This is a genomic window from Bifidobacterium sp. LH_491 (assembly GCF_056356495.1).
Genome location: NZ_JBKEUI010000001.1, coordinates 464,729 through 480,748 on the forward strand (window position 1 = coordinate 464,729; position 16,020 = coordinate 480,748).

At 58.7% G+C, this 16,020-nt stretch carries 7 protein-coding genes; 2 read left to right on the forward strand and 5 right to left on the reverse strand.

The annotated features are described in order from the left end of the window. Positions 1–152: 152 nt before the first annotated feature. Positions 153–2,756 (forward strand): aminopeptidase N, encoded by a 2,604-nt coding sequence (pepN, locus tag AC1AWK_RS01480; protein ID WP_476567536.1) that lies wholly within the window; start codon positions 153–155, stop codon positions 2,754–2,756. 145 nt (positions 2,757–2,901) lie between these two features. Here pepN and AC1AWK_RS01485 read toward each other — a convergent pair whose 3' ends face one another. Further along, positions 2,902–4,626, reverse strand: coding sequence for a transglutaminase TgpA family protein (locus AC1AWK_RS01485; RefSeq protein ID WP_476567537.1), 1,725 nt, complete (start codon positions 4,624–4,626; stop codon positions 2,902–2,904). Between the two features lie 402 nt (positions 4,627–5,028). On the opposite strand from AC1AWK_RS01485, the gene AC1AWK_RS01490 reads away from it, so the two are divergent. After that, entirely contained in the window at positions 5,029–5,325 is a 297-nt protein-coding gene (locus AC1AWK_RS01490) for a hypothetical protein (RefSeq protein ID WP_476567538.1), read from the forward strand. Between the two features lie 95 nt (positions 5,326–5,420). On the opposite strand, the gene AC1AWK_RS01495 is transcribed toward AC1AWK_RS01490, so the two are convergent. The 4 genes from AC1AWK_RS01495 to AC1AWK_RS01510 form a co-directional block, all read right to left on the reverse strand. Beyond that, on the reverse strand, positions 5,421–6,593 hold the full coding sequence (locus AC1AWK_RS01495) for a DUF58 domain-containing protein (protein WP_476567539.1): 1,173 nt from the start codon (positions 6,591–6,593) through the stop codon (positions 5,421–5,423). Further along, positions 6,590–8,458 (reverse strand): AAA family ATPase, encoded by a 1,869-nt coding sequence (locus tag AC1AWK_RS01500; protein WP_476567540.1) that lies wholly within the window; start codon positions 8,456–8,458, stop codon positions 6,590–6,592. Before AC1AWK_RS01500 ends, AC1AWK_RS01495 begins: the two co-directional genes overlap by 4 nt. Before the next feature lie 82 nt (positions 8,459–8,540). Then, positions 8,541–14,648: an Ig-like domain-containing protein gene (locus tag AC1AWK_RS01505; RefSeq protein ID WP_476567542.1), complete on the reverse strand. Its 6,108-nt coding sequence runs from the start codon at positions 14,646–14,648 to the stop codon at positions 8,541–8,543. 37 nt (positions 14,649–14,685) lie between these two features. Further along, entirely contained in the window at positions 14,686–15,678 is a 993-nt protein-coding gene (locus AC1AWK_RS01510) for a serine/threonine-protein kinase (RefSeq protein ID WP_476567544.1), read from the reverse strand. Positions 15,679–16,020: the final 342 nt, after the last annotated feature.

Genomic DNA, 16,020 nt, shown 5'->3' on the forward strand with positions numbered 1-16,020 from the left:
GAACCATTGAACGGTTTTCGAACCGTCAGGCGGTAACCTATAAATCAATCTGTCGGCGTGGTGCGTGCCGTGCGATGATTCACGGTCGCGCCATGCCAGCAATAGCGCTCTGCCAGCGGGCGGGGCGTATCGGATAGCAATGAAGGAGAGTCATGCCGGGATCGAATCTCACCCGAGTAGAGGCCGAAGAGCGGTACAGCGTTGTTTCGGCTCCCATTCATTACCAAGTATCGTTGGATCTGACCAAGGGGGCGGAGCAGTTCGGCTCGACCACCACCGTGACGTTCCAGGCCAAGGCCGGTGCCAGCACCTTCCTGGACCTCATCGCCGACGAGGTGGGTGGTGTCGTGCTCAACGGCGTCGAGCTTGATCCCAAGGCCGTGTATGCGGACAACCGCATCGAGCTGGCGAACCTGCAGGAATCGAACGAAGTGGTCGTCACCGCGCTGTGCCACTATTCCAACACCGGCGAAGGCCTGCACCGCAGCGTCGATCCCGCCGACGGCAACGTCTACCTGTACACCCAGTTCGAGGTGCCGGACGCCCGCCGTGTCTACGCGGTCTTCGACCAGCCCGATCTCAAGGCCGTGTTCGATTTCACGGTGACCGCTCCGGAAAGCTGGCTTGTGCTGTGCAACCAGCCGGTTGCCGACGTGCAGCCGGATGAGCGCATGTGCGATGCCGGCACGTTGGGCGATCGCGCCGTGGAAGCCAGCAAGCGTTGGACGTTCGAACCCACGCCGACGATGAGCTCCTACCTGACCGCCATCTGCGCCGGTCCGTACGCCAGCTGGTACACCGAGTATGCGAACGAGGATGGCCGCACCGTGCCGCTGGGCATGTTCTGCCGCCAGGCGCTCAAGGAAGCGATGGCCAAGGATGTGGACTACCTGTTCGACATCACCAAGAAGGGCTTCGCCTTCTACGCCAAGACGTGGGGCGTGCCGTATCCGTACGCCAAGTACGACCAGATCTATGTGCCGGAATACAACGCCGGCGCCATGGAAAACATTGGCCTGGTGACCATCCGCGACCAGTATGTGTTCGATTCGAAGGTCACCGACGCCTATGCCGAACGTCGCGTGGTGACGGTGTTGCACGAGTTGGCGCACATGTGGTTCGGCGACTACGTGACCATGAAGTGGTGGAACGACCTGTGGCTCAACGAGTCCTTCGCTGAGTTCACATCCACGCTGGCCACTGCCGAAGCCACGGATTGGCATGATGCATGGGCGACGTTCAGCTCCGGCGAGAAGAGCTGGGCGCTGCGTCAGGATCAGCTGCCCACCACGCATCCGATCGTCGCTCCGATCAACGATCTGAACGATACGTACGTGAACTTCGATGGCATCACCTACGCCAAGGGTGCGTCGGTGCTCAAGCAGCTGGTGGCGTATGTGGGCCGCGAGCACTTCTTCCAAGGCATCAACCAGTATCTGAACAAGCATGCGTATGGCAATGCGACGCTGGCCGATTTGCTGGCCGAGCTGGAAAGCGCTTCGGGCCGTGACCTGAAGGCGTGGAGCGCCCAGTGGCTTGAACAGGCGAACATCAACACCATCAAGGCCGAGGTCGATGAGGCTGCCGACGGCACCATCACCCAGCTGCGTCTGGTGCAGACCGCGACGCCGGACCATCCGGTGCTGCGTGCGCATCGTCTTGCCATCGGCTTCTACAACGAGGCCGAGGATGGCAGCATCGTGCGTACCGATCGCATCGAGTTGGATGTGGACGGTGAGCTGACGGTGGTTGAGGAAGCAGCCGGCAAACAGCGTCCTGCGTTCATCTTGGTCAATGATGATGATCTGACCTACACCAAGCTGCGTTTCGATGAGTGTTCCTTGGAGTTTGCGGCGCAGAACCTGTACCGCTTCGCCGATGCTCTGGCTCGTTCCGTGGTGTGGTTGTCCTTCTGGGACATGACGCGCGACGGCGAGTTCCCGGCCGAGCGTTTCATCGAGTTGAGTCTGAAGGCTCTGGCGACCGAGCGAGAGTCCACGACTTTCCGTTATGCGTTGGCGCAGGTCGCCACCACGGCGAAGCATTATGTGCGTGCCGACCGTCATGATGCGGTGTGCGCACATGTCGCGGAGGAGCTGTGGAAGTTGGCACAGGCTGCCGAAGCCGGTTCCGACGAGCAGTTCCAGCTGGTGAACGCCTACCTGACGTATGGCGAACAAGGCGATGAGCAGTTCGTGGCTGTGGCCAAGGGTTTGCTGGATGGTTCTGTGTCGTTGGCCGGTTTGGACATCGACAACGATTTGACGTGGAACATCGTCACCGCATTGGCGCGTGTGAATGTGTACGGCGAAGATGAGATCGCCGCGCAGCTGGCCAAGAGCGACACCACCGCGAACCGTGAGTTTGCGTACGGCGCTCGCGCCAGCCGTGCCACTGCCGAGGCGAAGGCTTGGGCGTGGGATGAGGCCATCCGCAACGAATCCTTGACAAATATGCAGCTTGAGGCTGTGGCTCGCGGGTTCGCCAGCGGTTCGGCCGAACTGTCGAAGCCGTATGCGAAGCGTTACTTCGAGGAGGCTGACTGGATCTGGCAACATCGCACCTTCCATATGGCGGAGGCGTTGCTCGAGGGTCTGTACCCGGTGAATGCCGATCCGGAGGTGCTGTGCATCGAAGGCGCCAACTGGCTGATGGCTCATGCCGATGCCGACAACGCTTTGCGTCGTATCATCATCGAGAACGTTCAGGATTCGACTCGTGCGATGAAGGTGCGTAAGTACAACGAATCATTGTGATGCGGTAGTGGTGCGCCATTGCCTGCCGTCGGTGTGAAGCCTATGGCGGTCGGGCTAATGGCATGCTGATATGCGCTCGTGACGTGAATCTCATGATCCCGGTTGCCGGCAACGGTGGCCGGGATCATGCTATAGGCGGGTGACGTCACGTCGGACTGTGGGGTGCGTGGCGTGCATACGCCAGAGCGCGAATCATGACATGCGCGCGGAGGCGAGCCCTCCATCGTTGAACGAAGCCAAGACGGGCGAATAGGAACCGACGTAGCCGCATCACGGTATTCCAATATGTTTGCACACGGCGTGTGTTCCAGACATCCGGGCCAAAAGCAGCTTCATCGGCTTCGCGGGCTAATCGCATCAACAGGTCGCGTTCTTGCGCTCCTGCCTCGAAGCAGCGTGCAATACGTTGCGCCTGTTGGCGTCGCGTGATGTTGCCTGTTGCCCAAGTGTGGTGTTGTTGTGCGGTGATCACGAGCAAGAGCCATGCCGAAGCGATGCATTTGCGGGTATGTCCTTTGCGGCGCGCCACACATGCGTAGACCAACGGCATGGTGACAAGTATGCCCACGATGAGTGCCGTGCCCCAGAGGGGAGCAGTGTATGCGGCTATGGTGGCAAGCATATGCCAGGGAATATGCCAAGTATGATTGGGGGCTGTGGCATTGGTGCCATGAATGGTGGTGTGCCGTGGGGTGGCCGGTGTCTCGTTAGATGGATTGTGCAAGGGTGTGGGAGGCTGCCGAACAGCTGGATCGGGGTTGGTGGAGCGCAGATTGTCATCTTGCGGGCGGCGGTCATCATCAGGAGTGGGGAACAACGGTACCCAGCCGTAGTCACGAAGGTTGACTTCCACCCATGCGTTGATATCCTCGCCGGTGAACACGCGAACATCCGGTGAGACGTTGTTGGCGTCTGCCGGTGTGGTGGGTGTGACGCGTTTGGGGGAACCCGCATGGTTGTCGATATCTGCGCGTTCGGTCTCATCGGACTCGCTCTCGTGTATGACATCATCGTGCTCATACGGTGCAAATCCCACTACCACACGGCTGGGTATGCCGAGGGATCGGGCCATCAAGGCCATTGCCGACGCGTATTGCTCGCTATCTCCCACCATGATGCCTTCGCCAAGCATCGACTCGATGCGATATTCGCCATGCCCAGGAGCGGAAGGATAGTCCCCTTCCATTCCATGTGAAAACCAGCCGTGTTCATGCAGCCACTGTGCCAATGTGCGGGCTTGGGCGCCTGCAGTGCGTTGTCCAGCGGCAATGGACGTCGCAAGTTCACGCACTGAACGCGGAATATGATCAAGTTCGTCAGAGCTGAGCGATGTGGCTGCGGCATTGTCAAACTGTTGTGGCGAAAGATGAGGAGCGGTGCTGCCCTGCAGGCGATAACGCACTGCCTCTCCGGCAGGTCGCTCGCAGATAGCGGTACGAGTTTGCGTGTTGTAATACAGCGTGCAGGAGGGCACGTCGACGTGGGTGGGGATACCTGCTAGCGGGAGCCACGGGTCGAGTGTCGCAGAGCGTTGCAAGGTTGTGTCAAAGGAGGAACTTGCGGGTGTGGCGTCGCCGGTGGGTGGTGTGCGTCGATAGGTTGAGGATGGTGCAGTGGAGGATATGCTCCAGATGTTGCCGTCAAAATGATCCATAACCGCAAGGCGGATGGGGGTCTGCTCGGGAAGACCGTGGACGGTAAGCAACGCATCGTCCTGATGGTGCTTGCGATAGGCGCGCATGCGGGAAAGTGGACTGGTTTGTTCGCGTGCATGCCACGGAGCGTCATAGTGCTCGCGTGCAATAAATCGGTGCTGGCTGACAAGATGGCAGGCGGATAGGGCTGTGGTGAATGCGATGCCGGTAATCATGATGATGGATAGCCAACGTGTGTGATCGATGCGGCGGTGTTTGTAAGCGCACCATCCGATAAGAATGACGGCGGCGATAGCGCCGGACAGGGAACGATGATAGCCGGTGTGGGTGCCGAGGAGGGCGCAGAGTGCATGCGAGGCTACGGTAAGGAGTGCGAGAAGCGCCGAAGCAGGGTGTGCGCGGTATGCCGGTGAGGCGCTCGGTGTTGAAGTGTTCGATGCGGATGCGGACGGTTGTGAATCTGATGGCAAGGGCCTGTGTGAGCCGTGTATGTGTTGCGCGCACAGCATGGTGAGAGCACAGCCCCATAGGGTGATGCTCCATGCGGCTAACAGTGCATCGTCGGTATTGCCGACCGGCGGGTCTGTGGCGAGCATCGAGGTGAAACATGAGAAGATATGGCTTATGTGTCGCAGGACGTGTTCTGGTGCGAACGTAATGCCGTATGGAGTGGGCATGATAGCCATGAGCAGCGGGCCGATGAGTACTTGTCCGGTGATGAGCAGGCCAAGTATGCGCGCTGGATGAGGGGTGGGTGCGGCGAGCGCAGTGGTGGCTGCGAGGGCTACGATGATGGCGGGAACGACGGTGGCAAGCCACGATACTGGGGAGCCATGCACGTCGATAAGGTTGGTCGTGGCGGTGAGGGTGAGTGCGGCGCTGGCGGTCATGTCGATGAGGCGCGACAGACGTGACGCGGCGCGGTGATGCGTAGGCAATCCCGTGGTTTGGGCGGGATTGGGCTGTATTGAAAGAACAGGAGAAGGCCATGTTGTGGCGGTATTCATTGCTATGCCTTTGTCAGTATTGTTGTCAGGCTGGTGGTGAGTGCTGCGAGTGAGGGAATGCGCAGCAATGTGACTTGCCCGCATACCGTATGTAGTTGGGGCAGCGTGGTGGATGTTTGCACGATGATGGTGACGTGCCCGTCGGGCGCAGTACGTGCCAGCTGGCGTAGATTGTCATCGCTGTGTTGGGAGCCGATAACGAAAAAGTGTGTATTGGCGTTGCGTTCATAGGGCAGTGCCAGGTTTGTTGCCGGTGGGTCGTCATGCGGCGTGATGGAGCTGCAAGCGTCCAGAAGTGAGATGATGCTACTCGGCATGCTGCTAAAGGTGCCGTCATGTGCGGCAATGGTGATGCCGTGGCGTAGGCAGTATGCGGATATGGAAGCGTATGCGCTGACGGCAAGTTCAAATTCTTCGCTGGTGCGGTAATGCGATCGATTGGCGTCAAGACTGATGGAAGCGAAGGCGTGCTTATGGGCATCGTAACGACGCAGCATAAGGGTGCCTCGCCGCGCTGTATGCTTCCAGTGGACATGGCGTAAGTCATCCCCCAGGGTATACGGGCGAATGTCAAGGCAATCGAAGTCATCGTGGGTCATCACGCCGCTGGGCGTACCGTCGAGATTGCGCGTATGCTGCGGCATAGTCGTGGTCAGGTCGGCTATGGTCGGATGCACGATGACATTGGCGGTGTCATGACAGTGGGCATGTTGGCGAACCAAACCCCACGGATCGCCTTGGATAATGTGCAGCGGACCTATGAGCACGCTGCCGCGCGAGGCGGCCGTGCATGCGATGGTGATGTGGTGGGTGTGCCGCGCGGGGAGTGAAGGGATGCGTAGGTGATGGGTGTGACTTGCAATGACAAGCGCACCGTGCGCTCGCATGGTGCGTCGGTTGGTGGTATTGGTGATGGTAATGCGAATATGGCAAGTCTGTGCGATGCGTAGTCGTCGTGGCGTGACCTCGATGTTCGCATGGTGCGGCATGGGAGCAAGTGAACAGAGCATCCCGGCGAGCAGCAGCATGGATATGGTGACACCCGCGGCGAGGAGCTCATGCCAGCCCAGCGGGGTAAAGGCAATAAGGCAGGATATTGCGGCGGCAATGGTGCAATAGCCGAACGCGCTGATGCGTGAGGCGATGCGTGGGATACGGTTGCGCAATGTACTCATGGAAGGATCCTTCGGATGCCAGTGCGGGCGAATCGACGTTGCGGTACCTGTGTGTGAGGTGTTGCTGGTGATGACGCTTGTGGTGTGGCTGATGGTGGGCCCGCGAACGGTGGCGTGGTTGACGGGGATGCTGCATCGTTGCTCGCGTGGGTGCTCGTATGGGTGGTGTCAAGCTCTAATGGTGTTGTCGTCAGTGGGTGTGATGAAGATGCCGTCGTGCGTTCGATATGTGGCATCGGTGTGTGTTCTATGATGCGTTCGACGATGTCGTCGGCGCTGATGTTGTCGGCGTGGGCGGAGGCGGTGGGGGTAATGCGGTGCGCCAGAACAGCGGGTGCGATGGTGGTGACGTCGTCGGGGATGAGATAGTGTCTGGCGTCTGCTGCCGCGTTGACTTGCGCGCATCGGGCGAGTGCGATGGCGGCTCGGGTTGATGCTCCGGAGTAGACGTCTGGATGGTGGCGTGTGGCTTCGACAAGGCGCACGATATATTCGGCGAGGGTTTCGCTGACCGTGATGGATTGGGCGATGCCGCGCATGCGCAGGAGGGTTTCTGGTTGCAATAGTGGGGTGAGTGTGCTTGCTCTGTCGGTGTTTGCCGATTGGGTGACGAGTGTAATGGCGCTGTGGTGGTCGGGATGTCCCATAGAGGTGCGAATGAGGAATCGGTCCATTTGTGCGCTGGGCAAGGGATGGGTGCCGAGATGGTCGCAAGGGTTTTGGGTGGCGATGACGATGAAAGGGTTGGGAACGTGATAGGTATGGCCGTCTATGGTGACGTGGTGCTCTTCCATGACTTCAAGTAATGCGGATTGTGTTTTTGGCGTTGCGCGATTGATTTCGTCGGCGAGAACGATGGAGGCGAATATGGGGCCGGGGCGGAAGGTAAAAGTCGAGGAACGCTGGTCGTACCATGTGACGCCGGTAATGTCTGCGGGGAGCAGATCGGGGGTGAATTGAATGCGCTGCAGTGGTGCGTCGATGGCGTGGGCGAGCGCTTTGGCTAATTGGGTTTTGCCGGTTCCTGGTTGATCTTCGAGCAGGATGTGTCCTGCTGCGATGATGGCGGTGAGGCAGTGGCGTATGCTCTGTTGCTTGCCGAGAATGGCTGAGCCAATGTGGTTGGCGAGCTGCTCGTAGCGTTCATGGAAGAACGCAATATCGTCGGGAGATGCGCCGGTGTGCACGGATGTGTGTCCTGCTGCGCGGTTGGCGGATGGTTGTCGGTCGGTTGCGTCGTTATGCGTGTGTTCGGTCATGCGGCGGGATGCATTGCTTGGTGCATGGTTGTCTGGATGACGTTTGGCTGATGGTGTGTCTGATGGAGGCAATAATGCGGTGGTGTATTGCAGATCATGTTGCTGGGCGTACTGCCGTGCTCGATGCGAGTTCTCGTGAGCGACATCGTGTGGTGTGGGATTGCTGATGATGGTGGCATCGGCGTTGGGTGTCTTGCTGGAGATGGCGTGCATGACGGTGTGGTCGTCGAGTGATGGTGTGCCGATGGAGTGAGCGACGGTATCGTCCATGGCCGTGTTGTGTATGGTGGCATCGGGCATGGTTGCGGGATGTATGGTGCCGTCAGGGTGATGTGGAGCGTAGATGGTGGCGTCGCGCATGGCAGCGTCTTGCATGGCGTCGTGATGTATCGTGGCGTCGGCTGGATTCGTGTCATGCGATGGCGTAGTGTGCGAGGTGGCGTCGGTCATGTGCGCATCCTGTGTGGTTGAGGTAGGTAGGGGGCTAATGGAAACGTCGTGTTGCTGACGCGTGGTGGTAGTGCGTTTGGCAGCTGTGTTGGGCTTGCCGTTGCGATGGTGCGTGGTGAAATCTCGCGGCGTGGTTGCGTTGTGTGACGTGGTCATGGGTGCTCCTTGGTGCGGTGGATGAGTTAATTGTTGTTATGCCATGCGTGTTGTGTATGCGGTGGGTGCTGTTGTGACGTTCTTAGGTTGCTGCGTATGGTGGGGGCTGGGTGATGTGGATATATCGGATGCTCCCTTCGGCAGGAGTAGTGGTTGCAAGGGGTGTGTTCGGCTGGCATATGCCCGCTGATGTCTGCTTGGCTGGTGTGTTTGGCTGGTCTGCTTGGCTGGTCTGCTTGGCTGGTCTGCTTGGCTGGTCTGCTTGGCTGGCGTATTGTCGACTGATCTTATGTTGGGGATCCGGCGTTTGCGCGGTGAGTGGTATATGGGGGATGAACCCCTGCTGTGAGCGTAGTTGGGCGAAGGGGTTGCGCGTGCCTCCGACGGCTCCGGTGAGGTCAACGTGGTAGTTGTGGTCTTGGCTGATGCTGATGGTGAGGGTCCATGAATAGGCGTCGGCGGAAGGTATGTTCGTGGCGTCTATGCTGTGATCGTACGGTTGGTATGATGCGGTGTCCCCGTTGATGGTGACGTTATAAGCGGTATCTTGCCCGTACGTGTCGATGCCTCGCCATCCTTCGAGTAGGATGCGATTGCGGCTCGCGTTATCCCATCGTAGGGTGATGGTGCCGTGGATGGTGGGTGCGACGCGGTTCACCCATCCGCTGTTGTCTTGAGCGGTAACAGTGTCGCTGCGGACATTCCCCAGGGTTTGGTATGCCTTGACTGTCGGACATCCTTGCCATGGCGGGGCTTGCAGGGAGGTAGATCCGCGGCGTTGGGTGAATAACTGGTTGAGGTTTCCGGCAGCAAGGTGTATGCCGTCTGCTTCGTCGTTGATCTGCCACACGATATCGCATAGTGCTTGATTGGTGTGACGTGGTTGGATGCTGATAGTGGGAGTTGCTACGGCGTATGTTGGCGTAATGTTGGCGGAGAAGGTGACTTCGGGGACTTGGGGCTGGCGTGCGGCGAGGGTGCCATTGATGGTGAGCGGTTGATTGAGTTTGCTGATGGGCAAAGGTATGGTGAACGAGGAGTTGTCGCAGGATAGGTGTTGCGAGTGCTTGGCGGCATCGGTGATGATAATGCTTGCGCAACCGGCGTTGCGCAAATCGTTCAGAGTGATGGTGCCGGTGACGCTTGGTTTGGGTTTCGTGCTGTGGGTAAGCGTCATGGTGGGCGCGCTCGGCGCGGACCAAGGGTATACCGGTGCGCTGGGTTCTGACAGTGCGCTCCAGTCGGCGGCGTTGTGCGCTTGTATGGTGACTGTGGCCGCTGTGCCATCGTGAATGAGGTTGTCCGGTATGGTCACGGTTGTTGAGGTGGCTGTGCCGCTGGCGGTTGCGGTAAGCGTGGTGCCTGATATGAATACGCACACGCGGTATTGATCGATGCGGCTGAAATTGCCTTCTGGTGTTTGCCATTGCGCCGTGATGCTGTTGTATCCGGCTGTTGCCGTGACATTGGAGGGCGCGGGTGCTGGGACGTCCGGTGTGGCTTGGATGGTGTTGGAAGGCTTCGATTCACCGATGGCATTAACGGCGATAACGTGGAAGGTATAGGTGTTGCCGTTGGAAAGTCGGCTGACGCGGCAGGAGGTGGCGGTGCCGCATGATTGCGAACCGGAGGTGGCGCCATTCCATACGACGCGGTAGTCGGTGATGGGGCTTCCGTTGGCGTTGCCTGCTGTCCATTGGAGACTGACTTCACGGTCGCCGGGAATGCCGGTGATGGGGGCGAGCATCGGAGCGTCGGGGACGTCGACAACGCTAATGGTTACGGTGTTGGTGATGTGTCGGCTAGGGGCGCGGGTTGCGTCCTCGACGATGATGGGTAGTTGTTGCGTAGTGGCTGGCGCGGTGTTGTCGGCATGAATGGTAACCGTGGCGGAGTTGTTGCAAGAGATGCGAACGCCGTCGACTGTCGACGAGGGACATTGTATGATGCGCAGTGGTGTCTGGGGGAAGGGATTGTAGGCGTGTTCGGTAAGGTCAATGGCATGCGAGGATCCGGCTTGTAAGGTAACGGTGGAGTCCGGCACTCTTGCCAAGGGCTGCTGTGATGCCACGATACGAGCGGTAACGCCCGCGTTGGTGGTGCCATAGACGTGTGTGACGGTGAATGGTACGGCGATGATGCTGCCTGGCGTGGCATTGGCTTCGGCCCGCAAGGTGAGCAATCCGGTAGGGCTGATGTTGGTTTCAAGATTCGCCGGTGTGGACTGCACGCTGTAGGTATAGCTTTCGCGCTGATCGGTCTGTGGCGTCGTGAGAAGGGAATCAAGATTCAGTGTGCTGGGTCGGCCTCCGGCTTCCACATCGATAGTGGTGGTGGCGAAGATGGGAGCATGACGGGTGTCGTCGGTAATACTGATGGGCAGGGTGATGGTCGCGGAGCTTATGATGCCAGGGGTTTGCTCGGGTGGCGCGTCGGAGACGGTGAAGCTGATGGAAGCGGGGCCGGCATAGTGTTCAATGGCGGTGAAACGCAGGGTATGGGCGTCGATGATAAAAGCTTCATCGGCACATTTGGTGCCATTGATGGGTGCATGTTCGTCGATGTAGGGGGTTTTGCCGGCTCCGACGCGAATGTAGTCTGCAAGTGCAATGGCGATGCTTGAACCTGCCGCCACTTGGATTGGCGGTGTGTTGGGACGTAGCGTCGGTGGGAACACGCCATATGCGGGAACATGAATGAACGCGATGGAGGTCAGTTGGTGGGAGTTGTTGGTAACGGTGTATGCGATGGATTGGGCATGGTCGGATAATGCAATGGTGATTGCCGTGGGGCTGATCTGTGGCTGCAGGTGGGCCGAGCGCTGCGCTGATGCTTCTACGCCGATGTGTAATGCTTCGGCTGGTCCTGAGGGGTTGCCTATCCAAGGGGCCATATCGACGGTGATGGATTGTTTGCCGATGGTGGTGTGAGCGGGAACATAATAATCCTGGGCTATGGGTGCGGCGATGGGTGCGTCGGGATCGCAGGTGACGGTGAGCACGGCGGTGCTGGTAAGTCCGGAGTCGGTGCGTGCTTGGTAGATGATGTGCGCTGTGCCGGCCTCATGCATGGTGGTGAGGCGTATGTGGTTGTCTTGCACTTGGGCTGTTGGCAGGTTTGCGGATTCGAGATGGTGGTCGAGTTGCAATGTGGCGTTGTTTGAGGCCACGTCGTTGTCGAGCACGGGAATGTCTACGGTGGTGTCCGGTCGTAGGATGATGTGGTCATCGTGTGCCGAGAGATAGAGGTGTGGCTGCGACGAGGAGACGGCGATGCGTATGGTTCCTTCGCTGCGCTGTCCTGCCCAGTCTTCGATGGCATAGGTGAAGGTGTCCGTTCCGTTGGAATCCGGATAGGCTTCATAAGTCATGCTGTGTGGTTCGATGCTGAGGATGCGTCCTAGTCGAGGTGCGGTGTTGCCTAGACCGAGCAACTGCACATCGTCGCCGTCGGGGTCTATGCCTTGCAGTGGTATGGCTATGCGTATGCGAGAGCCTGCATTGGCCTGTGTTTCGACTGGCTGGGGATGTGGGGGCGTTTTGTGTTCGCTGTCGTGTGGGTGGACGTCAATGGTGAGCGTGTTCGAATCGGTGTTGCCGTGTTCGTCGCGCAGCGTGTAGATGAGCTGGACGCGTCCCGCTTGATCTGACGCTTGGTATCGGATGGTGCGGTTGGATACAAATGCAAGTCCGTGGAATGGTTCATGGCGTTGCAGCTCGCTGTCTATGGATATATCGGCATTGCTGTGATGGGGGACATAATCAAGAACGTTGATGCCCACGATGCCGCCGGTTCTTACCTGCGCGTGCAATGGTACTGCCTGCGGGTGCGGTGTTCCGTCGTAAGGCGGGTACAGCAGTATGGTGCCGGTGGCTGTGCCGGTACTGTTTGCAATCGTATAGGTGAGCGTTTGCACCGTTTGCGGTATGAGATGGGTAAGTAGGTGGATTCGCTGTCCGACAATGCCGGCATTCAGTTGAGTGTTGTCGCTCGCGCTATGCACGCCGATGAGGTAGAGCGGTTCTGCGAGAGGATTCTCGTCGTTGAGCAACGGTTCCACGGATGCAGTGCCGTCGGTGGAAAGGAGCGCGATGTCGGTAGTGGCAATGGGGTCGGCGCTGTTGACGGGGATGGTGGCTGTGAACCGGATAAGGCCGGTGGCGGTTTGTGACCCTTGAGTAACGGTGTAGGAAATGTAGTGGATGCCAGGATCGTGCGCCTGAGCGGTAATGGAGGTGGCGTCCGGTGATAGCGCGGCTTCGGTGCCGTTTGGGGCGTTGATGGTGGTGACGATTGCCGCTTGGGAACTGGTGCCATGCAGGTAGGGAGCAAGGTTGATGCGTGTGGGTGTGGATATGGAGCCGTTGATGGCGATGGGGTCGATGTCCGGGGCAAGGGTGTCTTTGGGATGGATGATGGCATACAGTGTTGCGGTGCCGGTGCCGTTGCCGTCGGAGGCGGTGAGCTCGATGGCGGCTTGTCCTGAGGGCATGGCTCCCGCATGGAAGGTGAGCTGTCCATCAGGGCGTATGGATACGGTGGCGTCGGCGGTATTGGTTACACGTGCGGAGACAAGGGCTAAGGGGTCTCCTTCTGGTTCGTCGAACGCGGACATGGCGTTGAGCGTGTATGAGGCTCCTTGTTCGACGTCGATGGTGAGGGGAGTGTCCGATGGGGTGGGCGGCTGATTGGTTTCGTCGGCAATGATGGTTAGGGCGATGGATGCGGTTGCGGTGTGTCCTCGTCCGTCGTCGAGGGTGTAGGTAAGTCGCGCTGAGTCCGACTGGGTGTTGGGGTCGGCTTCTACTTGTAGGTAGCGTCCTGCATATATCGCGGTGGCGGTGAGATGGGATTGCGTGTGGGCGATCGACGTGATGGCGAGCACGGAGCAATCGGTATGTTGGTCATTGCGCAGCGGATCGATGATGGTGGGTTTGCCTGCGCGAATGGTGAAACGGTCATCGATGGCGTTGATGCGTCCTGATTGCGACGAGCAGTGTTGGGTAAGTGACTGATGTGTGGTTGTCGTCGGATTGTCATGCTGCTCGACGTTGTCTCGCTGGTGCAAGGTTTGCCAATCGATGGTGATGATACTGTCCTGTTGCTGTGGGTTCCATACTCGTCCGGTAGCGGTGTCGTTGAGTACCACCAGACGGTGGTTGTGACGTAATTGCAGTGCGCTGGTGGTGGTGATGTCTGGCAGGGTGCGCAATGGTGTGCGCAGGTCGTCCGGCGAGCAGACGCGTAGATAGTTGTTGGCTTGTTGCGACCATGCGGCATGAACGCAGCCGGATATGGAAATGGGGGTTGCGGGCGTGCCGCTGCCGGCGGTTTCCTGGTATGTGGGTTGCTGGTGGGGACGGCGCAGATTGATGCGGTACAGACCGGTTGTGCTCGACACTGCCACCCATCCGTGTTGTTTGTCATCGGATGGAGTGTTCTGCAGGGTGAGATGACGTGAGGTGTGGAGGGTGGCGCTACCTGATGGCCACTGCACAGTTTTGCCGTGCAGAATAACCGGTGTTCCGGCGATGACGGTAAAAGCGTCGGCGGAGAGCGGGCCATTGTGTCCGATGGTGGCTATGCGACGCGTGCCATGGTCGCCTGGGCGAATGGATAGGATGCCAGCGTCTGATGGTCGGTATCCGTACACGGTGCCGTCATGGGCTACGCTGATGCGTCCGCCTGCGCCCAAGCGCATGTCTGGAATGCGTTGTGCGGGTGGTGACGGGTTGGGGTTGTTGAGGTGGTCGATCCAGACCTTGCCGTTCGAGAGGTTGATCAAAGCGATGGTTTCGCCACCTGCGACTGCTGTGGTGTGTTCGTCGAGGGGTATGGTGCTCGTGGTATTGAGCGTTGCCGCGTCAATGGATGATGCGGTGGTGTCGGTGGTGATGATGGTATGGTCGCCGGATTGCAAGAGTTGTGACTGCTGCTGTTCCAACGGTAATGAGCCGGTGGGCTCCCCGACATCCACATTCAGTCGGACCGCTTGGCGGTGCATGCTGGAGCTGACCCATACGCTTGCGTCATCGAGTTGCACTTGTTGACGTGTTGTGATGCGGGTAATGAAGGAGGCGATGCCAATGCATGCGATAACCGCCACTAGGCATAGGTAGGTAAGTCGACGTGTATGGAATCGCGCGAACATAGGGTTGTGGCGCTTGGTGTTGGTGTGCGGTGCGTGCATGATGGTTTCCTCGTGGACTGTGCCGGGTGTGCGTATGTCAGACGATTAGCGGGGTGGCGTATCCGTAGAGCTGTTGTTGGATGTGTTGCAGCTCGGTGGCAAAGGTGAGGGCGCAGGGCGGGCGTTGCGTGGGGTCGTTATTCAGCGCCTTGCGGATCAGTCGGTCAAGCGCTGGCGGGGCATGGGGTTGTGGCAATGATGGAGGGGTCGGAGGTCTAGTGCATGTGTTGCCGGTGGGTGTGGACGTTCGTGAGGTGCGGAAGGGTGACGTGCCGCAGATCATGGCATATAGGCATGCTGCCAGGGAGTAGACGTCGGCAAGCTCGTGGGGTGGTGAGCCGTGTAGTACTTCCGGCGCCGCCCAGGCGATGGAATAGGCGGGGCGGTAAGGGTTGTACAGTGCGTGAGCGATGCCAAAATCCGCGAGTAGCGGTCGCGCATTGGCGTCGATGAGAATGTTGGAAGGTTTGATGTCGCAGTGGATGATGCCGTGGGCGTGCGACGAGGTGACGGCTCCGGCCAGTCGTATGCCGTAATCGAGGGTGGTGGCCACGTCGTAGGGCTTGCGGTTGAGCATGTCTTGGCAAGAGCCGTAAGGCGCGTAATCGGTGATGAGGTAGGACGTTGATTGGGTGAAACCGGCGTCATGTACGGACACGATATGGGGGTGCGCTCCCAATGTGCGCAGTATGGAGAGTTCCTTCCTGGCCAGGAGGCGCTGGTTGGTATGTGCCGACGAAGCGTTGTGCAGTATTTTGATGGCAACGTGCTGGCTGTCTGCTCGGCGTCGGTAGAGGTGCACTTGTGCGCTGGAGCCATTGCCAAGACGGCGAATGTGGTCATATCCAGATATGGGTACTGGCGCGTCGCTGGCTTGAGACGTGCGCAATGCATCGTATGGCGCATCGTGGCTCAGCGTTGAGTGTTTCGTAATTTTTTCAATTTCGACGTATGGGGGCGCGTGGTGTCGCTGTGTGGGACTTGTTGATGGTGTGGGTGGAAGTCTGGTGGTGTACTCGTGCTGGCTCATGGTGGCTCCTTTTTTGCGGTATATCCTTAAAAAACGTTGAAAATATTGCGTTTTTGCTGATGTGTAGGCTGGATTGGTAAGACGAATATCGTAGTGTGTACTCTTGACGGCGGCGTGTGTTTGTGTTGATTTAATGCGCGTGTCTCGGTGTGTTGCGAGGTGCGTGCTAACATTTTTTCTACGGTGTATGCCGCAAATAATGACAATATTTCCTATTTTAGGAAAAGAATTTATTGAGGTGTGATATGGGGATGCGTGAGCTGTTCGAGTGATGTGACGCTGCGGATGTCGTGTGCCCTACGTGCACATTGCGTCCGTTGGAGTAGTGTGATGCGGTTATGC